Genomic DNA, 22,959 nt, shown 5'->3' on the forward strand with positions numbered 1-22,959 from the left:
CCAACTCGGGTTGACCGCCTGTCGATACGCTTACGATTCGACCGCGGCAGTCTCCTGAGGTTCCAGCAAACGGTCTTCGAAGACTGTCTGATTCACATACGGCGCCCGCAACAGAACCGCATCGTGGCTGAGCAGGTTGGCCAGCCAGCGGCGATATCCGGCCCACTTTGAGAAGGTTCGCAGTCCATAACCCATCCAGTTGGGCTGGTTGATCTGGGCCAGAACGTTATCGGCGATACGAGTCAGCGTCGCGGGGATAATATTCGGCTCGGGGCCGAGATGAATCACGTGATCGATTCCCATATCGAGAATTCCGTGCACGCACTTCCACAGCTGTTGAGGGTGATCGACCCAGTCGGTCAGCATCTTCCGGGTATTGAAACCGGTATATCCAAGATTGCCTGAGACGCAGGAGAGGATCGGAATCTGCGGCGGGCCGGCGTGAACCGGGGTCGTTTGCAATGTCACCGCCGCCCGGTCCCGCAGTTGTTTCTGCAGGACAATCGGCGTGTGCAGGGGCGGCCAGAGGTGCTGGTTCTTCCGCAGATGTGTCGCCTTTGGCAGGAACTCCGACATCCTCGAGCCGAATCGATCGACCGTGTCGCCTTCGCCCATCAGCAGCACGGTATTCGGTGCCAGATAGGTCGACACCGCAATAACGCCCTGCCCTTCGGCCGTGATCGCCTCGCACTGCTGTCGAACCAGTTCCACATCCAGCGCGGGGCCCCGTGAGAAGACGATGCCCATCGTCACGCGGTCGGCCAGTGCGGCGGCATCGCGAGAAAGTTCGAGAACGGGCCGCATCGCCGCTTCATAGTCGATTAAGCCACTCACGATGGCCGCAGTCACTTCGCCAAGACTGTATCCGACCAGCACCTTGATATTGCTCTGCCGCTCGCCAAGAAGTTCCTGAAGCGCATCCCAGTGAGCAAGCTCAACCGCGACAATCATCGCCAGATCCGCCGGATAGGTGTCCAGGTCCGACGGACGGCCCTCAAGGAGATCCTGTCGGATCTGCGTGTGGCGATTGATCAGATCGGAGCACAGCGCGTCCGCCTGTTCGAGCCGGCGGTCGAGATAGGGACCGAGCAGCGGATGATCGAGCAGAGCCGCCGTCTTACCGGCATTGGTGACGTTGTAGCCACGGAATGTCACCGCAAGCTTGCCATTCGTAGCGATCTCAGGATAGAGCGGATTGCGGGCCATCGGGCGGAACCTTGTCAGCGAGAACTGGGGAACGGCGATAGTCAGAACCTGTCCGCGAACAGGCTCTAATGCGGCAGAGCAGAGTGAGCCGCTGGGCTTCGCACGGTTCGCGGCTGGAGCCGGCAGGATTCCCCGGAGCAGACTCCGGCAGGGAGCAGCAGGGAACGGATTCCGAAAGGTATCAGATGGTGCATGTCTTTTTCCCGAGCGAGTGGAAAGTCCGTCCCTCAATTGTAGCGCTCGACCAATCCCCGTGGCTAGAGGGGGTCGTTAATTGTGCGACAAGACGTCGACAACAGTCCCCGCGCCGGTCGACTTCTCGTTCAGCAGCGGCTTTGTTAGCGCCCGAGCCGCAACAGATACATTTCGCGCAACGGAGCGAAGGGCGAATTGGGAGCGACTTCGCGACTGGCTTGAAACGCCGTGACGGCTGCGAACGTGTCGCCCGCTTCCAGACCGAGGCATCCCTGATAGAACCAGGCTTCATCGGCAAGGTCTGCTGGAATCGTGTTAGCACCGAGCAGTCCGCTCAACTCGTGATACAGTTCGACTGCGGATCGGTCCGGTACACCGATCAAAAATGAATAGAACGGCTGCCGATCCGCCGGGAGTTGCGAAAGGAGTTCCGTTGCTCGCTCCCGGTCTCCGTTCTTCAGATGAATCCGCAGCACCTGCTCGGGGTCGCTCAATGCCATCCGATCTGCAAGCCTTTCGCTGTCCGCCTTTGCTTTCCTGATCAGGGCTTCGGCATCATCTGTTCGTTCTGGATGGGAGAACGATCCGTCACCCAGACTCGAATTCGCGAACTCGACCGCTGGTCCATCCGCTTCCAGCACGTGCAGGCTGACTGCCATATCGAGTCGTTCGTCTGCCGTGCACGCGCCTGACCGCAACGCGTTCCGAAAACCCGCGATCGCCCGGGATTGATCGAGAAGCGACGTCCTGCCCGTGTGCCGTCGAACCCGATGGGCGATCTCCACCCAGCACCACGACCGCTGTTTGAGTGTCTCGATCGAATCATCATCCGCAAGGTATCGCATCGCGGCATACGGAAAGCGAATCGCGCAAATGACGGCCGAGACCCGCAGCGATTCGTCCCAGGAATCGGCGACAATGGTATTCCTGGGCAGCTCATTCGCTTTTCCACGAGGCCACTCGAGTTGATTCAGCAGCTCGATCGCACGCCGCCCCTGCGGCTGGATGGTGCGATCATCGGTATAGCCAAAGTACGTGCGTTCGGCATCAATTCCCAGAATTCGCCAGTGTGGACTGAGCGACAGGCGGCGAATCTCCACCAGATTGCCGGAGGACTGCACAAGCAGCGTCGGCTCGATCTGGTCAAGAGGAGCCGCATATCCTCCCCAGCCAAGGTCGGTTCGCAGATAACTGCCGGCCCGGCCCTCGTTCAGATCGCGGCAAAGCACCGCGTAGTCCTCAAACCGCTGCCGACCTTGTTCCCAGCGATCGTCCAGCACGAGATCGTAGCGTTTCCGCAGTCGGCTCCGTTGCCAGTCGCTGGCGTCATTAAGGTTCATCAGCAAAACATGCCCGCTGCTCTGCCAGGCGGCGACATCGAGTCGATGTTCGGACCGATCTCCCAGGACGAAGCCAACCACCGCCGGTATTTGTGGACTTGCGTGGAAACCAGCGAGGACCAGGCCAGCAGCCACTGCGATCTGATTCACCCGCCTCGTCCCGACCGCCAGGGTCGGCAAACGGAAGCTTGCAGAGAGAATGAAAGCCACCAGCCAGAGATAATGCGTGCAGAACAGAGCGACAGGAACGAGAGCAAACGACTGCAGCAGCCGATCAGACGACCTCGCCGCATGCAGCAACCCGAGAATGAGCAGTCCCAGCAGCAACCATTCAGCCAGCGTCGGGCCTGTTCCGGCAACGATGCTTCGAGCTGAGGGAATCAGCATCTCCGCGTGAGGCGTCAGCCCCGCTGTGAGAAATCGCAAACCGGTCTCGATGAAGCCGGGAACAAATGCGAGGCCCCCCAGTATCAGACAGACTGCCGCCCCAGCGATCATCGACAGCTTCGGCTTCAGGGCTCGCAGAAGATCCACGCCCGGGCCGATCAGCAATCCGGCAATGACCAGACCAAATTCCCGCGTACAGAAGATCGCCGCAAGAAGTCCGCCGACGACCAACGCGCTTCGCTTTCCCGGCGATTTTGTTCGCTGAATCAGTCCGTTTGCCGCCAGAACAATCGCTGCAGCCAGCGTGAACTCCGGCTTCATTCCCAGGGCCAGCGCAGCAGTCCCGACCAGCAGAGCAGGCATCGGAAAGAGATGCCGTTGCAACCGCGCGAGGCCGGTCACAAGTGTCGCTCCGATGATCGCGAACACGACGTACGGAACCTCGAGAAACGGATCGAGGAGCATGAACCGCCCCAGCGGGACCTGCCACCCGGTTCCTCCCCAGAGAGTTGACTCTCGGGAATCGAACAGGCGAACCTCGTCTCCCGGATTCACGATCCTGCTCAACAGCAGTAGAAGGGCAATCAGCCACAGTGCGGGCCATAACCACCGCGGTTCCGGAAGCCGGTCGTCGGTGGTTGTGGAATCCGCTTCCTCATTCCGCCGCATGCGTTCCCTCCATATCAGAGCGAACGCGGATCCAGTGATCGGTGAACTCCAGCGGAGAGTCGGCGCGAACCTTTGGCATGTGGCAACGAACACATCCCGATTCCTCCCCCGCTCCGCAATGAGCCTGCGCAGTCCCTTTCGGGTTCTCGTGATGACACTGATTGCACTGCCAGTCTTCATGCAACTTCTGGTCAGCAAGAGGTGTGTGCGGATCGTGGCAGGTCATGCACGTCATCTCCGGCGAACGGAAGCAGGCCGACCGCATCAATCCGACCGGCTGGAAGCGGGCGATATGCGGATTGTCTTCGTGGATGTCCTCGCCATCGACATCGTCCTCGCGGCGATGACATTCCGCGCAGCGATGCACGGATTCGACCTGATCGATGTCTCGCCAGGAGAAATCGGAGATCTTCCCTTCGCTGGCCACATGCTCGCCTCGGGGCCCATGACACCGCTGACAGGTCACTCCGGGATGGATGTGGTCAAAATCGACACGACCATCGACCACTCGCAACTGCGTGGCATGGCAGGCAAAGCAGCGACGCGTCTTCGGGTGATCGAACAACGCTCCCAGGTACTGGAAATAGCCGGGGGGCGGATCAGCCGGTTGTCCGGGTGTGATCTCGAAGTCCCCGGTCAATGCATACCAGGTCAGTCGGAACTCGACCAGATCGGCTGCGCCCCAGCTGTCAGACAGGGAGCCGACCCAGGTTCGCGCATGATGTCCGGACCCGAAACACCACTCGAGGGGAATCTCCTGCGAACTCTGGTCCTCGTGGTGGACGGCGAACAGACCAGCGTCGCGGTGTTCGAGGGAAACCTCGGCTGTCTGAGGAAACTTCGAGGTGCGAAGCGACTGCAGAATCGACAGCGAAGGTTCGGAATCGGCCGGAAGCAGCGTGCGCGCGTGCCCGGTCCTGGCGAAGTCAGCGGCTTCGACGTGGCAGTCCATGCAGCTGGCTTCATCGGCCCAGCCGCGAGAAATATTCAAGGGATGTCCGGGAATCTCGCGATCAACTCGGGTCCACCCCAGGAAGGTCGTCGACAGCGCGCAAACCACAAGCGCGGCGAACAGCCGCAGCCGGGGAAATCTGTTGACGACCGCAGAACCGCTTTTCACTTTCGTCCGTCCAATCATCCTCCGAAATACAAAGAGGAAGCATCGCTGACTCAGCGATGCTTCCTCTGTTGAGTTCAGACCTGTTCAGCTTACTAGTTGGAGAGTCCCTCTTCCATCTCAAGCTCTTCCGGATCGGTAATCTCGGTACTTTCGCCCTGCGTTTCCGGCGGAGCGGCAGAATCTCCTCCTGCACAGCCGAGACCAAACGTTACAAGAAACAAGAGGAGCGCCAGCCAACTGGACTTCATTTCAGACAGACCTTTCAACGGGAGATATCTCAAGAGAAAATGGCGAGGCAGCGCATTCCCACTGCCCCGCTAAACTGGGAGAAACAGTGCTCGTTTTTAGTTGGTCAGCGAGGTCGTTTCGCGACCCTGCATCGACCCGGCTCCGATCCAGGTTCCCTGGTCGACGTTTTCGCTGACGAAGATGACCGAGCCATCCATCATCAGAGCCTGGACACCACCTGAGTGATAGCTCGTCGCGGTCTTGACCCGCATTTCGGTGACGGAGGTATCGTTGTCACACGAAGGGCCCTTCGGGTTCGGCGGCACAAGCGTGTTGAACGCCGGTCCCCAGGTCCAGCGACCGGAAGCCCAGAACCGCTGAGCACCATCGTCGTCGCCGTGAAATGTACTCGTCTGCCACTGAGCCGCACAGGCGTCGTAGTACGAGTTGATGGCGGCGATATCGGTGGCGTTGTTCTCAAAAACGCGACTGTGCCCGGTAGAAGACGTCAGATCGCCGGCAGTACTCACGCGGAACGTCTGATCGCGAACCTGACCATTGGTCGCAATCTTCACTTCAGACATGAAGATCGTATTGGTCAAACCGTCGGTGACGTCGCGAAAGCGTGTCGAGGACTCGAAGCTGAACGGTCCCGGAGCGTTGTTCTGCAGGTTCCAGCCAGTTGCCGGACCAGCCGAGAAGCAGTAGGAAAACGGAGCCGAGTTCCCTTCCTGACGACGCATTCCCATCGGATCGCTCGGACAGCAGATTGTCGGAATCAGATTGTTCGTCGTGTTCCGGTTGTTGTTGCCAGCCGTGCTGTTCCAGTAGCGATTGAAATCGCACTGGTCGTAGATGGCCCCCTGCTCGATGTAGGGGAGCAGCATGGCCATGGCACTCCAGCCTTCCCAACCTTTGTTGCGATAGGCACCGTCGGAGATTGCAGCCACGGGGTTACCCGGCAGGCAAGTGTGAGTGTCGTGATAGTTGTGGAGTGCGATTCCGAGCTGTTTGAGGTTGTTTTTACAGGAAGAACGTCGAGCGGCTTCGCGGGCCTGTTGCACCGCGGGCAGCAGCAGAGCCACCAGGATGGCGATAATCGCAATCACCACCAGGAGCTCGATGAGCGTAAATCCGTCTTTCTTTGGAAATCGTTTCAGAGTTCCGGCCATAACACAGTCCTTGCAGTCTCGAGAATTGAGAAGAAAAAATTGGAGAGAAACTCTCCGCCGAGATGGTATGAATGGTCAGAAAAGTGACCGTGATCGATCCGAAAAGAGATAGGGATCGAATCAAAATTGGACAAATGCAAACAGAACAGAACGTTCAAGCGTATCCTGATATTAACTACGGCTGAAATGATCCGCAACTTAAATTCCGTCGGATCTCTGCCGATTAAGTAAGAATACGCACTCAGAATCGCCGAGTTTCAGCGGTTGGCCCGAAACGAAGCGCACGCAATTACACGACACACATACACACTAGTGAACACGCCGTCCGATACGAAACAGCAGCGAATCAGGGGTCAGACTGCCCACTCTTAGCCGTGGAAAGTGACGAGGAGCGAAGGATGCGTCGATTTCGCGGAGCAGCGCGAACAGAGACGGAGAAAAATCGATCGGGCGAGGATCCGTCCTTCCCGATCGAAAACTTGCTGAAATGATCTGCAGATCAAATCAGCCCTCTGAGGCTGGAATCCTTTCCGGCCCAATTCCACGTCGCCCGGTAAGGCAGCGGGAAGAATTAAGAACGAGCATTAAAACTCGTAATGAGGTGCTTTCGTTTAGTTCTCCAGCGATTGCATCGCTTTACTGGTCAGATTGTCGAACTCGTCGGCATGTTCCGCCAACAGTTGATCCCAGCGGCTTGAGTCCCAGATTTCCGCATGATCCCGCACGCCGACCAGGACGACCTGATTCTCCAGGCCGGCAAACTGCACCAGCCTTCCGGGAAGACGGACTCTCCCCTGCTTGTCGGGCTCAACGGCTTCCGCCTGGGAATAGAAAATTCGCAGATAGTTCCGAACGTCGCTTTGTGCGGACGAAAGCCGCGTAAGACGGTCAGCGAGTTCCTCGAATGCCTTGCGGGAATACAGCGCCAGACAGCGATCGTTTCCGGGAGCGGCATACAGGCTCGTTTCAGTCTCGGACAGGATCTGATCACGGAATGGCTTGGGCAGGGCAAGTCGAAATTTATCGTCGAGCGATCGCTCGAATGTTCCGGTTAAGGGCATCTCCCCACTTCTCCCCACTTCTCACCATTCGGCACCAATTTACCCTCATGGTGGGACCCGTCAAGGTTTGGTTTCGCGGTTTGAACGGTTCGCCGATCCGGAATCGACTTAGCTGTTTGCGGGATAATCGATTACGACTTTCCCAAATTCTGAAACGACCGTCTGCCCCGCGAATCCCGGCCGCCGCAGTCGTGTCAACCTGCGGGCTTTACGCAGCACTGGTCGCAGTTCCGCAGACGAATGCCGATCCCCACGCCGCCCCACAGCTCTGGAGCCGCCGTTCGGCTCCCCACGAGGGCCTTTCCGTCGCAAGTCTTTTCATATCCTGAAATTACAGCCAACACACGTCTTCCCGATTTCGTACCGGGATTGCGGGAATGGCAGGGGCCTGCGGGATTTCCCGGTCCGCGTGACATTCCTCTTAGATCAGCTATCATCACTGCGTCGCAGCGACGGCGTCTTTCCACTTCAAGTCGCCGCCACGACGCCTTTTCACTCCGAAGTTCTTAAGGAGTCCTTATGACGTTACGGCTTTCCCCCGCAGTTGCGTTCGCATTCAGCGCACTCATTCTCGGCTCGACTGGCAGGAGTTCCATGGCGGCAGATCTCGACTACCCCGAGACCAAAAAGGTCGACCAGGTTGATACCTATCACGGCGTCGAAGTCGAAGACCCGTATCGCTGGCTCGAAAAAGACGTTCGCGAAGCTGATGACGTCCGACAGTGGGTCGAAGCCGAGAATCAGGTGACCGATCAGTACCTGTCTCAGATCCCGGCTCGGGACAAAATCGAGAAAGAACTGACAAAGCTCTGGGACTACGCGAAGTACTCCGCTCCCTTCAAAGCGGGCGACCGCTACTTCTTCCAGAAGAACGACGGACTGCAGAACCAGTCTGTCCTGTACACGATGAAATCGCTCGACGATGAGCCGGAAGTGCTGATTGACCCGAACAAGTGGTCGGAAGACGGCACGGTTGCTCTCTCGAACATGTCCTTCAGTGATGACGGACGCTATCTCGCCTACGGCGTGCAGGATGCCGGCTCCGACTGGCGAACCTGGCACATCATGAATGTCGCCACGCGCGAACTGCTGCCCGAGAAGCTCGAATGGCTGAAGTTCACTTCCGCGGAGTGGACTCCGGACGGCAAAGGCTTCTTCTACGGCCGCTTCGACGAGCCTGAAGAAGGCGAAGCGTTCCAGAGTCTGAACCTGAACCACAAGCTCTACTACCACCGCGTCGGTACGCCGCAAAGCGACGATGTCTTAGTCTACCAGCGCCCGGACGAACCCGAGTGGGGGTTCGGACCGACCGTGACCGATGACGGCCGCTACCTCATTATCACGGTCTGGAAAGGCACGGCCGACAAGTACCGTGTCTTCGTGAAAGACCTGACGGAACCTTACGGCATCCCGGTTCCGCTGATTGATCACTTCGAGAACGAGTACACGTTCCTGACAAACGACGGCGCGAAGTTCTACTTCAAGACCGACCTCGACGCGCCCAACAAACGCGTGATCACCATCGACCTGCGGAATCCGCAGCCGGAAAATTACGTCGAGGTGATTCCAGAAGCCAAAGAGCCGATGGAGTCTATCAATGTCGTCGCCAACCAGTTCGTGGTCAGCCTGCTGAAAGACGTGAAAACGCAGGTGAAGATGTACAGCCTGGACGGCAAGCCGCTGCGGGAAGTGGAGCTGCCGGGCATCGGCACGGCGTCCGGCTTCGAAGGCAAGCGGACCGACATCGAAACGTTCTATTCCTTCGCCAGCTTCACGACGCCGCCGAGCATCTACCGGCACAACATGATTACCGGAGAGAGCGAGCTGTTCCGTCGGTCGGAAATCGAATTCGATGAGTCGCAGTACGAGCTGAAGCAGGTCTTCTACAAAAGTAAGGACGGCACGAAAGTCCCGATGTTCATCGCCCATAAGAAGGGCCTGAAGCTCGACGGGAACAATCCGACCCTGCTCTACGCCTACGGCGGCTTCAACATCTCTCTCACGCCGTACTTCTCGATCAGCCGGGCCCAGTGGCTGGAAATGGGGGGCGTGTATTGCGTCGCGAATCTTCGCGGTGGCGGAGAATACGGTGAAGACTGGCACAAAGGCGGAATGCTGCAGAACAAGCAGAACGTCTTTGATGACTTCATTGCCGCAGCCGAATGGCTGATCGACAACAAGTACACCAGCACGCCGAAACTCGCCATTCAGGGGGGCAGCAACGGCGGCCTGCTCGTCGGTGCCTGCATGACGCAGCGTCCGGAACTGTTCGGAGCCTGTCTGCCGGCTGTCGGCGTGATGGACATGCTGCGATTCCAGAAATTCACCGCCGGTCGTTACTGGGTCGATGAATACGGTTCGTCAGACGATCCGGAGCTGTTCAAAGTGCTGAATCAGTACTCGCCGTACCATCAGTTGAAGAAGGGAACGAAGTACCCGGCGACGATGGTGACCACGGCTGATACCGACGACCGCGTCGTTCCTGGCCACAGCTTCAAGTTCGCCGCCCGGTTGCAGGAGTACAACGTCGGTGAAGAGCCGGTGCTGATTCGCATCGAAACCAAGGCGGGACACGGCTCGGGAAAACCAACTTCGAAGATTATTGAAGAACTTGCCGACGTTTACGCGTTTCTGGTGAAAGAGCTCGAAATGGAGTACAAATAAGGTGTCCTGCAGTCTGGCAGGGGCGATTAGGAATCGGCCCTGCTTTTCTGCTTTGATGATGATCGCAGTGTTTCGTCGTCCGAGCGATATTACCTGAATCATCACATCGAGGCAGAACGCAGCCTGTCGGGATGAATCGCAGCGGATGGAGTTCGCTGCCTGGGAGTTGTCCGGTGACGACGCCCGTTTGATGGAGTGACCCTTTACAAACGAAGTGGTACCGGACCCCAGTCTGAGAGCATTCCGTCGGATGGATATCAATCTCGCTCCCATTTTTGCCGCATCGGCCAGTGCGATATATATCGCACTGGCGGGCGTGGCGGTTTTCGGCCTGTTTCAGGTGATTCTGCTTACCCGCAAGATCTCCGAGAAGAAGATGTCGCCCGCAGCGACGGCTCGCTTTCGGGAAACCGTCCAGGAGTTCCTGGAACGTCGCGACTGGCAGGCTATCGCGGAACTCTGCGACACACCGGAATACTGGTCGCGAGCCGTGCCCCAAATGATTCTGGTCGCCATCGAACAGATGGATCGCTCTCCGGCCAAACTGCGACAGGTCCTGGCCGAGCGTTTCGAACGAGATGTGGTCGCCGAACTGGAATACGGGGCCTCGTGGATCAACACCGTCGTCAAATCGGCGCCGATGCTCGGACTGCTCGGGACGGTGAGCGGGATGATCCAGGCCTTCGCCAAGATTGCGGATACCCAAAAGACGGGCGGAGACCCTTCGGCTCTGGCCGGCGAGATCAGCTTCGCTCTGTTTACAACGGCACTCGGACTGGCGATCGCGATTCCGCTGGTGATTGCCGGAGCCTTTCTTCACATCCGCATGGGCAAACTGCAGGATCACGTTCAGGATGAACTCTCCTGGTTCCTGGATCAGATGGAGCAGTTCCGACGGACCTGATTCCGGTTGCCCGTCCACGTTCGGCAAACTTCCGCACAATCCACCGCCACGGTCGGCACTCGATTGCCAACACATCAAGAAATCGAATAATGTAACATGACGCGGTCTCTCGCCCGCGTTTTATCACATCAACGATCGAGCCGGCCTTCTTCAGGCTCGTGATCTGTTCTTTACGTAAGAGTTCAAGCATGACGATTCGCTGGCTACAGAATTCGCCCGCTTCGAAATTCCGCTGTGTCCGTCACCTCTGCTGCTGGGCAACACTCTTCGCTCTTGTCTTTTGCATGGCACCGGCTCGAGTCTCTGCCGAGGAGCCTTATCTCAAGTTCCTGCAGGGACTGCGCGATCGGCAGTATTTCGACATGGCGATGGCCTACATGGACACGCTCGAAGAGCGAAAGGATGTCCCGGCCGACATCAAGACGATTGTTCCTTACGAACGGGCACTCACGCTGCTTCAGAGTTCGAACTTCGTCCAGAATCCGGAAGCACAAACCGAACAACTCGATCAGGCGCAGGCTCATCTCGAAAAGTTCATCAAGAACAGTCCGAACCACGCACTGGTGCCTCGAGCCAATACCGAACTGGCCAACATCATGCTTGGCAAAGCGCGGGTGTTGATCTGGGAATCGAAGTCGCCGTCGAACGTCGACAACCGGCTGAAGTTTCAGCAGGACGCCCGCAAGCTGATTCAGGAAGCCCGCAAGATCTACCAGGCCGCCAACGACGCCTACAAAAAGGAATGGGAGAGCTACGGCGTCTACATTCCGGAAGATGAACGCGAAAAGCGGGCCCAGCGCGAGAACGCCGAAGGGCTCTACATGCGAGCCCAGCTCGATTTGGCCACGTGTACTTACGAAGAAGCTCAGACGTACGACGTCGACTCCGACAAGTTCAAGGAAACCCTGCAAAAGGCCTCGCTCGAATTTGAAGATCTGCACAGTAAGTATCGCAGCCAATATGCCGGTCTGTATGCCCGCACAATGCAGGGCAAATGCTTTGAAGAACAGGACGACATCCGTAAGGCCCTCGGTATCTACGACGAGCTGCTCGGCCACCCCGGTTCCTCGGCTGGTCTCAAACGATTGCAGAGTCAGGTCCGTCACTTCCGACTGATCTGTCTGAATCACGAAAGCCGCAAAGACTATCAGCTCGTCATCATGGAAGCGGACGAATGGATGAAGTCCAACCGTGCCGCGGTCCGCACAACGACCGGGCTCGGCATTCGCTGGGAAATGGCTCAGGCGCAGGAGAATCTGGCTCTGGCCCGTACGACTCCGGAACTCGATCGCACACGATTGCTCCGACAGGCTCTGGAGAATGCCCGCGAGATCAACAAGTATGCCGGTCCTTATAAAGATGTCTCCAACAGCATGATTCAACGCGTGCTCGTGGCTCTCGATCGAGAACCGGGCGATCCCACCGACTTCGACGGCGCGTTTGGCACCGCGAACACGATGCTCGAACAGATTGGCAAACTGCGAGAAAACCTCAAAGTCGCCGAGCAGAAGGGCGACAAAGAGCAGATCAAGAACGTGCAGGACGAACTGCAGGCTCTGCTGAGTGAAACCGAGCGGATGTATCGCCTGGCCCTCAATCTCGCAACCGGGCAGATCGAACCGAATCAGATCAATGCAGCCCGGTATCGTCTCGCTTATATGTTCTACCTGCAGCGGAAGAGCTTCGAGACTGCCGTCGTTGGTGATTATCTTTCGACGCACTCGATTGATGGCGATCCGACGATCGCTCTGGATGGAGCCTATCTGGCGATGGCCGGTCTGACTCAGGCCGTCAACGATGCTCCTGAGAACTCCAAAGACGATATTCTCGACATGATGGTCAAGATCTGCGAACGCATCGCGACGCAGTGGCCGAACTCCGACCGGGCGACCGATGCCCGAATGGAAATGGGCCGCATCTACCGCCAGTACGACCAGCCACTCGACGCGGCGAAGTGGTACGGCGATGTCCCGTCGACCGCGACGCAGTTCTCCACCGCTCAGCTCGAAGCCGGTCAGGCTTACTGGAACGCCTATCTCAATGCCATCATCAAGGAAGAGCAGGACACACCAACTGCGACACTGAAAGAGTGGCAGAATCAGGCCGCGGCGTTCCTGGCCAAGGGCATCGAAGAAAAGGAAAAGGGTCTCCCAGCCGACAAGGCGACTCCACCCGAGTTGGTTCGCGCGAAAGTTTCGCTCTCGCAGATTGAGATTATGCGAGGAAACGACGGCCGCGCCGTCGAGCTGATCACCAAGGATCCACATTCGGTGGTGAAGGCCGTTTCCGTCGGCGATGGCGAATCGCGTCCCTCCGAAGATGGCAACATCAAGAGCACCGCCTTCGCCAGCTTCGCCTATCAGCAGTTGCTCCGAGCCTATATCGGCACGCGGCAACTCGACAAAGCCGAAGAAGCCCGGAATCAACTTGAACAGATCGCCGGCCAGTCGGGCGGAGAGGCGTTGACCGCTGTTTATGTCGAACTCGGTCGTGAACTTCAGAACGAACTCGAGCGGCTCAACAAGCAGGGTGATCAGGAACGTCTGACTCAGGTTCGCAGCGGCTTCGAAAGCTTCCTCAAGCAACTGTTCGATCGCAAGGATGGCCAGACCTACGGCTCGCTCATCTGGATCGCCGAGACTTACTTCGGTCTCGCTGAGGGAACGGCTCAGGATCCTCAGAAGGCCAAGCAGTACTATGCCTCGGCTTCCAAGACCTACGAAGAAATCATCCGTCGGGCATCCAACAATCCGCAGTTCCTGGACCCGAGTCGCCTGACGGCTGTCCGATTGCGTCTGGTCAACTGCAAGCGGGAAGAAGGCGATTACCCGGCGGCCGAAGAAGCCATTCAAATGGTGCTCAAGGAAAACCCGAAGGCTCTCGATGCCCAAATCGCAGCCGCCGCAGTCTATCAGTCCTGGGGCAAAGAGGAGAACGACGCCGAGAAGTCACTGCTGGCCGTCCGCGGACAGACGTTCGACGACGGAGCCGTCGTCTGGGGCTGGGCAAATATCGCCAAACGTCTGCAGATGATCATCGATGGCGGTCAGGCTCCCTCCGAGTACGTCGAACGGAATCGCGAGGTTCAATACCGGCAGGCCGAATCACGACTGGAGTATTCCGATCTGGCTCCGGATCAGAAGGCAGGCGAAGAACAGCTGAAGCGAGCCAAAGCCGACATTCTCACCTACGCTCTGTTCAGTCCCGATCTGACCAAGACTCCCTGGTGGGATCAGTTCGATGAACTCTACCAGACTGTTCAGACGCGTCTCGGCGAAGCAGCCGTGCCGCTCGAGAAGCCGGATCCCGATTCCCTGCTCGCCGACGCAGGGACGACGTCGAGCAACTATGACAGTGGCGAGACCGAGACGGTTCCTGTGACCGAAACCGCCGCCGCTCCGGCCAAACCGACCGAACCGCCCAGCAAGATCGGTACGTACGCTCTGATCGGCTTTGTCGTCATCATGGCGATCGGCATTCTAGGCTATACGATGACGAGCATGAAAAAACCACGGAAGCGCTCGACCGCGGAAATGGTTTCGACGATGCCGAAATCGATCTCCAGGAAGGGAGTTTCCACTGGGGAGAGCAAGGCCCCGTCAGGGAAGTCGCGCCCCAAGACGGTTGCCGCGCCCGATCCCACTGGGGCCAAGGTTCGCAATACGGAGAAGAAGAGTCGTCCCCGAACCCCGGAAGAAGTCGCCAAAATGAAAGCGCGCCGCAAACCCAAACCGGAATAAACCGACCGGTCTCAGTAGCCCGCTTCCCCGACTTCATCTCAGATAACAGCATATTTCAATGACGGAGATACCCGTGATCAATAATTCGTTCCGCCTGATGTCACTGGCGTTGACTCTCGCCGTCCTGACCGCCTCTCCGGCCTGGGCCATCGATATCATTACGCGAAAAAGTCAGACAACCCGTCTCTCGGGAGAGATTACCGGCATCACCAAGAGCGGTGTGAAGATCAAACAGCAGACCGGCGGCGAGGTGGAAGTGCCCGCCAACGATATCGCCCTGATTGAATGGGAAGCCGCTCCGGCAACTCTGAAAGCCGCACTGGGTCAGGAATCAAATGGCGCTTACAATGAAGCCATCGATGCTCTGAAGAAGATTATTGATGGACTTCCCGCAACGGCGACGAACGTTCGTACGGATGCTGAATATTTTATCGCGCGAAATCTCGCCAAAGCCGGCCTCGCGGATTCCGAACGGCTGCCGGAAGCGATTGCCCGGATGAAGGCGTTCACCGACGCCAACATCACCAGCTATCACTACTACGAAGCGATGGATTTCCTCGGCCGTCTGCATTTGGCTGCCGGAAACTACCCGCAGGCTGAAGCCGCCTTCACCTCGGTTGAGAACTCCGGATTCGAAGACTGGAAGATCTCTGCTCAGTCGTCCAAAGCCCGCGTCATGCTGGCTCAGAACCAGGTCGACCAGGCTCTTGCCGCCTTCGATGCGGTGCTCGCGACTCCGGCCAAGGATGACGCCTCCAAGCAGCGTCAGCTCGAAGCCAAACTGGGGAAGGCCAAGTGCCTGAACCTCAAGAACCAGTACGACAACTCGTTGACCCTGCTGGAAAGCATCGTCAAGGAAGCTGCTGAAGACGACGCCCGCCTTCAGGCCGAAGCCTGTGCCCTTTCGGGAACGGCTCTGCTGGGCCAGGGCAAGAATCTCGAAGCGGCTCTGGCGTACCTCAAGATTGATGTGCTGTTCCCCGGTCAGCAGGACTTCCATGCCGAAGCTCTGTACAACCTCGCTCAGCTGTGGCCGTCTCTGGGACAGCCCGGTCGTGCCGAGGAAGCGCGGGCTCAGCTCGAATCGAAATACCCAAACAGCCCCTGGACCAAGAAGCTGAGTGGCGTTTAAGCCGATTCAAATCGTGAGACGAGGCAAGATTTACAGTCTAGCCAGTTGCTTCCCCTTCTCGGGTTCGTCATGATTGGACGTCACTTTTTCGCTGCCGTCCGAAGTGCAATTTACCCATAACTCGACCACCGCTGAAAACAAACTGCCTACGGTTCTGGAGAACAACCCCGTGAAATTTTCCGACACGAATTCTGCACCTGCCCGACGCTTCGGCCTGTTCTGCGTGCTGAGCCTGACCGTTCTGATGGGTCTGCAGGTCTTCGCACCCGCCCCCTGGATGTCTGTCGCGCAAGCACAGGAAGAACCGGCCGCCGCAGAGGCACCGGCTGAAGCCCCAGCGGCCGCCAGCGAGTCATCTGGTCCGGAAGAGAAGAGCTTCCTGATGTGGATGATCGAAGCCTCGGGGATCTTCGGGGGCATTCTGCTGATTCTCTCCGTCGTCATGATGGCCCTCATCATGACCAACGTGATGCAGGTCAAACGGGCCGTGTTCGTTCCGCAGGACTTCATCGACGAATTCCGGGCCAAGCTCGACGCCAAGGACTACAAGGGAGCCTACGATCTGGCCAAGGCCGACGATTCGCTGATCGCCCGCATCATGGCGGTGGGCATGGGTCGCCTGGATCGCGGCTACGCTTCGGCTGTCGAAGCGATGCAGGAACTGGGCGAAGAAGAGAACATGAACTACGAACACAAGCTCAGCTACCTGGCTCTGATCGCATCGGTCGCCCCGATGATCGGGCTGATGGGTACGGTTTACGGGATGATTCTGTCGTTCCAGAAGATCGCCACCGCGACTGTCGCTCCGAAGCCGAGCGAGCTGGCCGACGGGATTTCAACCGCTCTGTTCACGACGCTGGAAGGTCTCGCCGTGGCCATCCCGGCCATGGTCGCTTACAGCATTCTCCGCAACCGGGTCGCTCGCTACATGCTGGAAGTCGGCATGATCAGCGAAGGACTGATGAGCCGTCTGCCGATCACCAAGCAGCAGGCTCCTCAGGCGTAACGACATTTGTCGCTGTCCTCCCTACCGCCGGAACATGAGAGCTTTCCATGCGTTATAAGCAGCAACAGTCCACGGTGCTCGAACCGGACATGACGCCAATGATCGACGTCGTGTTTCAGTTGATCGCCTTCTTCATGCTGGTGACCAACTTCGAACAGACGCAGGCCGATGAGCGGGTCAAGCTTCCCAGCGATCAGCTGGCCCGTCCCCCGGAAGTCGCCCGCGAGAAGGTGCTCGTCGTCAACATCGGTTTCAATCGGAACCGGGAAGGCGAGAAGACCGATCCTCAGGCGTATATTTTCGAGGGGGATGAACTGATTCCCGTCCTCGATTTCGGCCGCCGTCTCAAAGAAGAGCAGCGGGTCGCCAATGCTCTTTACGGACCCGATGGTGTCAAAGAGATGACCATCGAAATTCGAGCCGACGCCGAGACTCCCACCGGGCTGATCCAGGAATTGATCAAGCTCTCCCAGGAAAACGGTTTCGAGAAGTTCTCATTGAGAGCTAAACAGCTGGTGAAATAAACTCCCTTCTCCGTTCGAGAAGTTCAATATCGAGGTTTGCGATGGGTCAGCGACGTTCCCGTGTCTCAGCAACGAAAATCGAAGCACAGATGGCGCCGATGATCGACGTCGTCTTTCAGCTCCTGATCTTCTTCATGCTGACGCTGAAAATTATCCCAATCGAAGGGGATTTCAACATCAACATGCCTCTCGGCAAACAGGCGACCGAGAGCCCTGATGTCCCGATCCCGCCAATTAAGGTCCGTCTCACGGCGAACGTCGACGGCACTCTGGCCGGTGTGCAGTTCCGGCAGGTTTCGCTCGGCAACGACAATCTGGCCTTCGACCGGTTGAACGCCGAGATTGGCAAGCTGGTCGGTCGTCGGGACAATCCGTATCTCGATGAACTCGAGGTCGAGATCGATGCCGACTATAATCTGCATTATCGACACGTGATCGCGGCTGTCTCCGCCAGCACCGGGTATGTCAGTCCGCAGACCGGTCAGGTGATTCGATACATCGAAAAAGTGAAATTTGCCCCGCCGCGTCGTCCTGCCGGCTGAGTTTAATCGAGTGTCGCTGCTGCCGGCGCGAACCGGGAGCGGCTTTCCGGCGTCCAGAGACTCAGGCAGCACGCTGAAACTCTGGCCCTCCACCCACGCCGGCTCTGATTCCGGTTCTCAACCGATATGATCTTCATTCTCGATAATTACGACTCCTTCACGTACAACCTGGTCCAGCGACTGGGCGAGATCGATCCGCAGGTCGAGATCGTCGTCAAACGCAACGATCAGACGACGTTGGACGAGATCGCCGAATTGCAGCCCGAACGGATCATCATTTCGCCGGGGCCCTGCACGCCGAACGAAGCCGGCCTGTCCCGGGATGTCATCCGCGAGTTCGGGCCGCAGGTTCCGCTGCTCGGCGTCTGTCTGGGGCATCAGTCGATCGCCGATGTCTACGGAGCGAAAGTCGTCCGAGCCGTGCGGTTGATGCATGGCAAAGTTTCGAAGATCCGCCACAACGGCGAGGGAGTCTTCGTTGGCATCGAAAATCCCTGCATCGCCACCCGTTATCACAGCCTGGCCGTTCCCGAAGATTCGCTGCCGGACTGCCTGGTTCCGACTGCCTGGTCGGACGATGAGGACCAGCCTGCCGAACTGATGGGCCTGCGCCATCGGGACTACCCGGTGCACGGCGTCCAATTTCATCCGGAAAGCTTCCTCACTGAAGCCGGCATCCCTCTGCTGAAAAACTTCCTGACGCTGTCGAAGTAGAACCGAGTCCGTTCGGTCGCTTCCAGACGTCTGCACGCCTGCGGGCACGAGGTTTCCCATGAAGATTTCCCAGACTTCGCCACTGCTCGCCGCTGCCCTGATCGCAATCGCAAGCTCACTGGCCTCCGCAGCCGAGCTGAAATTCGAACAGGTTCACGCGTCTCTCACGAAGTTCTGTGGCGATTGCCACAGTGCCGACGACGACTCCGAAGAGAGCGTCCTGTTTCTCAAGGCAACCTCGATTGAAGAGCTGAGCCAGATGCGATCGCTCTGGGCCAGCGTTGCCGAGCAGCTCAACAACCGAACAATGCCTCCGCCCGATGAGGAACAACCGACCGAGAAAGAGCGGCTTGAACTGTCCGGATGGATCGACCAGACGTTGCGGGAAACAGCCTGTGCTCAGGGCCCGTTTGCCGGCTCGATCACGACGCGGCGTCTCAATCGGATCGAATACACCAACACGATTCGCGATCTGCTTGGCGTTGAAACGGATGCCGCAGTTACGTTCCCGGTCGATGGTTCCGGGGGTGAAGGCTTCGACAACAACGGCGAGACGCTGTTCTTGCCGCCGATTCTGCTGGAACGCTATCTCGAAGCCGCCAGCAACATTGTCGATGAAGCACTCCCTTCCCGTCCCCTTTCACTTCGGCTCGCTCCTCACGAACTCACCCCGGAGCAGAAGAAAACGGACGAACTTCGAGTCCTCGAAAATAAGCAGGCCGTCCGCTGCTTTCCACGAATCTACGCACCGGGAAAACACGCGCTGACCCTGCAGGCACAACCGGTCGAAGCCGCCAGCGAGATCGTGGTCAAGGTCGATGGAATCGTCGCGGAGCGCTTTGCCGTCGAGGCGCGGGAGACCCCGGGGAACTTCCCGGTGACGTTCGAAACGTCGATTCAACTTTCCAAAGGGTTCCACGCCATCGAAATCCGCTGCAGTGGACCTGCCCCCATCCAGCTCAATGGCCTGAAGATCGAAGGCAGGAGCCGGAAACTCAACGACCAGCAGAAGAAGTTCTATCGACTTCTGACCGGAGTCAATCTCGACGAAGAACCGGAACAGCCCCGCAAGCTGGCCCGAACTCAACTGGATCACTTCGTTTCTCGCGCGTTCCGCCGGCCGGCGACCGACGCTGAGATTGAAAAGTATCTGCAGCTGTTCGATCGATCAGCCGAGCGGGACGAGCCCTATCTGGAATCGATGAAGCTGGCAATCAAAGGCGTCCTGGTTTCCTCGCACTTTCTGTTTCGCGTCGAAACTCCACCGTCGTCGCCCGAACCGGAGCCGATCTCGGACTTTGAACTTGCGTCCCGATTGTCGTACTTTCTGTGGGGATCGATGCCCGACGAAGAACTCTGGCAACTCGCGGACGCGGGAGAACTGCAGAACGAGGAGACGTTGCGGAAACAGATTGAACGCATGCTCAACGATCCGCGCAGCCGGTATTTGAACGAGGAGTTCGTCGGACAATGGCTCGGCACCCGTGAAGTCGGCGCACGAGTCGCTCCCGATACCAGCAAGTTCAAAGGCGAGTTCACTACCGAACTTCTGCTCGGTTTCCGCGAAGAACCGATTCAGCTGTTTTCGTACATTCTGGCCGAAGACCGCAGCCTCATGGAGCTGGTGACGGCTGATTATGTCGTCGCCAACAAGCGTCTTCAGAAGCATTACGGGCTGGAAGAGAAAACCGAGAAAGACAAAGCCGACTGGCCCTGGTCGCCGAACCCGCAATTGAAATCAGACGGACCGTTCGAGAAAGTTTCGGTCGAAAACGGCCAGCGGGGCGGCGTACTCGGCATGGGCGGCGTGCATCTGTTGACGTCGTACCCGAACCGAACCAGTCCCGTTCTTCGTGGCGGCTGGGTGCTCGAAACGCTGCTCGGCATTCATGTTCCCAACCCGCCGCCCGATATCCCCGAACTGAAGAAGAGCAAGAAAGAGAAGCTGACCGTCCGTCAGCAGCTGGCGAAGCACCGCGAGCCCTCGGCCTGTTCGGCGTGCCACAACCTCATCGACCCGCCCGGCTTCGCGCTGGATCATTACGATGTTCTCGGTCGCTGGCGAGAGAAAGAAGACGACCAGCCGATCGACGCCTCCGCAACGTTTCCGTCGGGTGAGACTGTCGAAGGTCTCCCGGGGCTCAAAGAGATGCTGCTCAAACGCAAGGCCGACTACTATCGCCAGATCACCCGCAAAATGCTTGGCTTCGCACTGGGCCGCAGTCTCGATGACCGCGACGACTGCGTCATCAATCAGCTGACCGATCATCTTTTAAACGGCGACGACACTCCACGCGAGTTGATCACCCAGGTTGTCCTGAGTACCCCATTCCGGTATCGACAACAGGGAACAGCCGAGCAACATCACGCCGGGGAATGAAACACCGTTCTTAACCCGAAGCGTCAGCGAGGGGCCGTGCAACATACAGCCCTCGCTCACGCTTCGGGTTGGGATTGCTGCGGCGGAGCTTCGCAGCCCGTTTTTGATGGCACGTCCATTCGGCGGCAGGATGCGCAGGATGTCGCCGCTACGATGGAACTTCCGTGGACTATGGGGGATCGTAGCCTTCTCCGCCCCAGGGGTGGCAGCGGCAGATGCGTTTGAGGCCGCGCCAGGATCCGCGAACAGGTCCGTACTTCTCGACCGCTCCAATGAAGTAGTGACTGCAGGTCGGCTGATAGCGACACTGGCGGCCGATGATCGGGCTCAGCGTCCACTGATAGACACGAACCATGCCGATCAGAATTCGGGACGGCAGATTGCGAATCGTGTGGAGGAACCGGCTCATCGCGACTGTTCTTCTCCGTCCGGGAATCGACTGGCAACCTTCTTCATCAGTCGCTTCAACGATCTTCGGTACTCGCCCACAGTCGCTTGCGTTCCCACTCTGGGGATCAGCACAAAATCAAACCCCGCGGGCAGCTTGGGACGGGAGAGCCGGAAGGCTTCCCGCAACAGCCGCTTCTTGCGGTTCCGGTGCACAGCATTGCCATGCTTCCGCGACACACTCAGGCCGATTCGACTGAACGCCCGGCCGTTCGGGAGGCCGAAGATCAGCAGCAGATGATCGCCCGCCCTGTTCTTTCCGTTGTAGATTCGCTCGAAATCGTCCCCGGATCGCACTCGAAACTCACGCAGAAATCGCAGACCGGTTTCCGAGCCAGACTCGTCGGTCATGCTGATTCGTCCTTCTCGGGCTCGGGTTCCGCACTTGCATCGTTCTTGAGATACCAGAACTCGTTCTTCAACTTGGCCTGCGCCCGTGAGCTTCGGGCGATGCGACGGGCCCGCGCGCCCAGATAGATGACGACCAGTAGCGCGATTCCGCAGAGCATGGCAATCCCGATCAGCATGATCCACGAAGCCGACAGGATGTGCTTCTTTCGCTCGCGAACTTCTTCGGCGACCTCGGGCTCGGCGACGTCTGAACTCGACTGCGGTGACTGCACGGCCAGGGCGACGACCGGACGAAATAAGAACTCAACCGCTAACGCCGGCGTCCGACTCGCCGCCAGGCACCCGGCGAAGGCGAGCAGACAGCAGAGCCTTCGAGCATCAATTGAAAACCAGGCTCTCATAGCGGTTCGAAAACTCATTCAGCAATCAGTTGGATCGGGGGAGTGAGCAGAGCCTTCATTTCGCGGACGGCTCGTTCCATACCGACCATCACCGCACGCGAAACAATACTGTGACCGATATTGAGCTCCGAAACTTCCGGGACCTCCACAATCGGACCGACATTTCGATAAGTCAGGCCATGTCCCATGTGAAGCAGCATCGAGAGCGAATGAGCCTGGGCGGCGGCTTCACTGAGCAGATCGAGTTCGCGAGTCTGCGTTTCGACATCAACCGCGTCGGCATATTGTCCGGTATGAAGTTCGACGGCGTGGACGTTCATTTTGTCGGCCATCGCAATCTGCTTCTCATCCGGATCGATAAACAGGCTGACTTCGATGCCCGCTTCCAGCAACCGGTCGATGCAGCGTCGCACGCGATCTTCGTTGGCGATCAGATCGAGCCCGCCTTCCGTGGTCACTTCTTCGCGTTTCTCCGGAACCAGGGTGCACTGATCGGGCATGATGTCGAGCGCGAAATCGGTGATCTCGTCGGCAATCGACATCTCCAGATTCAGCTTCACCCGAACCGTTTCACGAAGAATGCGAACGTCCCGATCCTGAATATGCCGGCGGTCTTCGCGAAGATGGACGGTGATTCCATCAGCGCCGCCGAGCTCGGCCAGAGCCGCGGCCCAGACCGGATCGGGTTCGACAGTTTTACGGGCCTGTCGCACGGTAGCGACGTGATCGATATTGACTCCAAGTTTGGGCATCTGTTCTCTCTATTCGCTGAATCG

The 22,959-nt window shown here is 58.2% G+C and carries 19 protein-coding genes; 9 read left to right on the plus strand and 10 right to left on the minus strand.

The genetic code is table 11. From position 1 onward, the window contains the following. Positions 1 to 30: 30 nt before the first annotated feature. The 6 genes from L1A08_RS08250 to mraZ all read right to left on the minus strand — a co-directional run bounded on the left by L1A08_RS08250 (position 31) and on the right by mraZ (position 7,378). The gene (locus L1A08_RS08250) at positions 31 to 1,206 is read right to left on the minus strand and encodes a hypothetical protein (protein ID WP_238755855.1); all 1,176 of its coding nucleotides are present in this window, start codon (positions 1,204 to 1,206) and stop codon (positions 31 to 33) included. Between the two features lie 338 nt (positions 1,207 to 1,544). Beyond that, a complete protein-coding gene (locus tag L1A08_RS08255; RefSeq protein ID WP_238755856.1) occupies positions 1,545 to 3,797 on the minus strand; it encodes a tetratricopeptide repeat protein in 2,253 nt (750 codons plus the stop codon). Continuing rightward, complete coding sequence (locus tag L1A08_RS08260) at positions 3,784 to 4,788, minus strand: multiheme c-type cytochrome (protein ID WP_238755857.1); 1,005 nt, start codon at positions 4,786 to 4,788, stop codon at positions 3,784 to 3,786. Before L1A08_RS08260 ends, L1A08_RS08255 begins: the two co-directional genes overlap by 14 nt. Before the next feature lie 221 nt (positions 4,789 to 5,009). Next, positions 5,010 to 5,165: a hypothetical protein gene (locus L1A08_RS08265; RefSeq protein WP_238755858.1), complete on the minus strand. Its 156-nt coding sequence runs from the start codon at positions 5,163 to 5,165 to the stop codon at positions 5,010 to 5,012. A gap of 96 nt (positions 5,166 to 5,261) precedes the next feature. Beyond that, positions 5,262 to 6,317, minus strand: a complete 1,056-nt coding sequence (locus tag L1A08_RS08270; RefSeq protein WP_238755859.1) for a DUF1559 domain-containing protein — start codon at positions 6,315 to 6,317, stop codon at positions 5,262 to 5,264. A 611-nt stretch (positions 6,318 to 6,928) separates the two neighbouring features. Beyond that, entirely contained in the window at positions 6,929 to 7,378 is a 450-nt protein-coding gene (gene mraZ / locus L1A08_RS08275; protein ID WP_238755860.1) for a division/cell wall cluster transcriptional repressor MraZ, read from the minus strand. A gap of 594 nt (positions 7,379 to 7,972) precedes the next feature. Here mraZ and L1A08_RS08280 point away from each other — a divergent pair. The 9 genes from L1A08_RS08280 to L1A08_RS08320 all read left to right on the plus strand — a co-directional run bounded on the left by L1A08_RS08280 (position 7,973) and on the right by L1A08_RS08320 (position 20,984). Next, a complete protein-coding gene (locus L1A08_RS08280) occupies positions 7,973 to 10,042 on the plus strand; it encodes a prolyl oligopeptidase family serine peptidase (RefSeq protein ID WP_238755861.1) in 2,070 nt (689 codons plus the stop codon). 250 nt (positions 10,043 to 10,292) lie between these two features. After that, entirely contained in the window at positions 10,293 to 10,946 is a 654-nt protein-coding gene (locus L1A08_RS08285; protein WP_238755862.1) for a MotA/TolQ/ExbB proton channel family protein, read from the plus strand. 188 nt (positions 10,947 to 11,134) lie between these two features. Continuing rightward, positions 11,135 to 14,686 (plus strand): hypothetical protein, encoded by a 3,552-nt coding sequence (locus tag L1A08_RS08290; protein WP_238755863.1) that lies wholly within the window; start codon positions 11,135 to 11,137, stop codon positions 14,684 to 14,686. A 73-nt stretch (positions 14,687 to 14,759) separates the two neighbouring features. Further along, positions 14,760 to 15,818 carry a tetratricopeptide repeat protein gene (locus L1A08_RS08295; RefSeq protein ID WP_238755864.1) on the plus strand — a complete coding sequence of 353 codons (1,059 nt, stop codon included), beginning with the start codon at positions 14,760 to 14,762 and terminating at the stop codon, positions 15,816 to 15,818. A 169-nt stretch (positions 15,819 to 15,987) separates the two neighbouring features. Next, positions 15,988 to 16,824: a MotA/TolQ/ExbB proton channel family protein gene (locus tag L1A08_RS08300; RefSeq protein ID WP_238755865.1), complete on the plus strand. Its 837-nt coding sequence runs from the start codon at positions 15,988 to 15,990 to the stop codon at positions 16,822 to 16,824. 47 nt (positions 16,825 to 16,871) lie between these two features. Then, positions 16,872 to 17,348 (plus strand): ExbD/TolR family protein, encoded by a 477-nt coding sequence (locus L1A08_RS08305; RefSeq protein ID WP_238755866.1) that lies wholly within the window; start codon positions 16,872 to 16,874, stop codon positions 17,346 to 17,348. A gap of 89 nt (positions 17,349 to 17,437) precedes the next feature. Then, a complete protein-coding gene (locus tag L1A08_RS08310) occupies positions 17,438 to 17,890 on the plus strand; it encodes an ExbD/TolR family protein (RefSeq protein ID WP_238755867.1) in 453 nt (150 codons plus the stop codon). A 126-nt stretch (positions 17,891 to 18,016) separates the two neighbouring features. Continuing rightward, entirely contained in the window at positions 18,017 to 18,604 is a 588-nt protein-coding gene (locus tag L1A08_RS08315; protein WP_238755868.1) for an anthranilate synthase component II, read from the plus strand. 58 nt (positions 18,605 to 18,662) lie between these two features. Beyond that, positions 18,663 to 20,984, plus strand: a complete 2,322-nt coding sequence (locus L1A08_RS08320) for a DUF1592 domain-containing protein (RefSeq protein WP_238755869.1) — start codon at positions 18,663 to 18,665, stop codon at positions 20,982 to 20,984. Between the two features lie 169 nt (positions 20,985 to 21,153). On the opposite strand, the gene yidD is transcribed toward L1A08_RS08320, so the two are convergent. Genes yidD through L1A08_RS08340 form a run of 4 tightly spaced genes read right to left on the minus strand, consistent with a single transcriptional unit; the run spans position 21,154 to position 22,935 of the window. Further along, positions 21,154 to 21,393 (minus strand): membrane protein insertion efficiency factor YidD, encoded by a 240-nt coding sequence (gene yidD / locus L1A08_RS08325; RefSeq protein WP_238755870.1) that lies wholly within the window; start codon positions 21,391 to 21,393, stop codon positions 21,154 to 21,156. Further along, positions 21,390 to 21,782, minus strand: a complete 393-nt coding sequence (gene rnpA / locus L1A08_RS08330) for a ribonuclease P protein component (RefSeq protein ID WP_238755871.1) — start codon at positions 21,780 to 21,782, stop codon at positions 21,390 to 21,392. Before rnpA ends, yidD begins: the two co-directional genes overlap by 4 nt. Beyond that, the gene (locus L1A08_RS08335; protein ID WP_238755872.1) at positions 21,779 to 22,183 is read right to left on the minus strand and encodes a hypothetical protein; all 405 of its coding nucleotides are present in this window, start codon (positions 22,181 to 22,183) and stop codon (positions 21,779 to 21,781) included. Before L1A08_RS08335 ends, rnpA begins: the two co-directional genes overlap by 4 nt. A gap of 14 nt (positions 22,184 to 22,197) precedes the next feature. Beyond that, a complete protein-coding gene (locus tag L1A08_RS08340) occupies positions 22,198 to 22,935 on the minus strand; it encodes a pyridoxine 5'-phosphate synthase (protein ID WP_238755873.1) in 738 nt (245 codons plus the stop codon). Positions 22,936 to 22,959: the final 24 nt, after the last annotated feature.

Origin of the sequence: Rubinisphaera margarita, assembly GCF_022267515.1 — a bacterium.
Lineage (GTDB): Bacteria > Planctomycetota > Planctomycetia > Planctomycetales > Planctomycetaceae > Rubinisphaera > Rubinisphaera margarita.

Coding starts and splice junctions, on each gene's coding strand:
- L1A08_RS08340 (WP_238755873.1), bottom strand. CDS start 22,935: ATGCCCAAACTTGGAGTCAATATCGATCACGTCGCTACCGTGCGACAG.
- L1A08_RS08310 (WP_238755867.1), top strand. CDS start 17,438: ATGGCGCCGATGATCGACGTCGTCTTTCAGCTCCTGATCTTCTTCATG.
- L1A08_RS08285 (WP_238755862.1), top strand. CDS start 10,293: ATGGATATCAATCTCGCTCCCATTTTTGCCGCATCGGCCAGTGCGATA.
- rnpA (WP_238755871.1), bottom strand. CDS start 21,782: ATGACCGACGAGTCTGGCTCGGAAACCGGTCTGCGATTTCTGCGTGAG.
- L1A08_RS08320 (WP_238755869.1), top strand. CDS start 18,663: ATGAAGATTTCCCAGACTTCGCCACTGCTCGCCGCTGCCCTGATCGCA.
- L1A08_RS08265 (WP_238755858.1), bottom strand. CDS start 5,165: ATGAAGTCCAGTTGGCTGGCGCTCCTCTTGTTTCTTGTAACGTTTGGT.
- L1A08_RS08250 (WP_238755855.1), bottom strand. CDS start 1,206: ATGGCCCGCAATCCGCTCTATCCTGAGATCGCTACGAATGGCAAGCTT.
- L1A08_RS08255 (WP_238755856.1), bottom strand. CDS start 3,797: ATGCGGCGGAATGAGGAAGCGGATTCCACAACCACCGACGACCGGCTT.
- L1A08_RS08280 (WP_238755861.1), top strand. CDS start 7,973: ATGGCGGCAGATCTCGACTACCCCGAGACCAAAAAGGTCGACCAGGTT.
- L1A08_RS08305 (WP_238755866.1), top strand. CDS start 16,872: ATGCGTTATAAGCAGCAACAGTCCACGGTGCTCGAACCGGACATGACG.
- L1A08_RS08270 (WP_238755859.1), bottom strand. CDS start 6,317: ATGGCCGGAACTCTGAAACGATTTCCAAAGAAAGACGGATTTACGCTC.
- L1A08_RS08290 (WP_238755863.1), top strand. CDS start 11,135: ATGACGATTCGCTGGCTACAGAATTCGCCCGCTTCGAAATTCCGCTGT.
- L1A08_RS08335 (WP_238755872.1), bottom strand. CDS start 22,183: ATGAGAGCCTGGTTTTCAATTGATGCTCGAAGGCTCTGCTGTCTGCTC.
- mraZ (WP_238755860.1), bottom strand. CDS start 7,378: ATGCCCTTAACCGGAACATTCGAGCGATCGCTCGACGATAAATTTCGA.
- yidD (WP_238755870.1), bottom strand. CDS start 21,393: ATGAGCCGGTTCCTCCACACGATTCGCAATCTGCCGTCCCGAATTCTG.
- L1A08_RS08315 (WP_238755868.1), top strand. CDS start 18,017: ATGATCTTCATTCTCGATAATTACGACTCCTTCACGTACAACCTGGTC.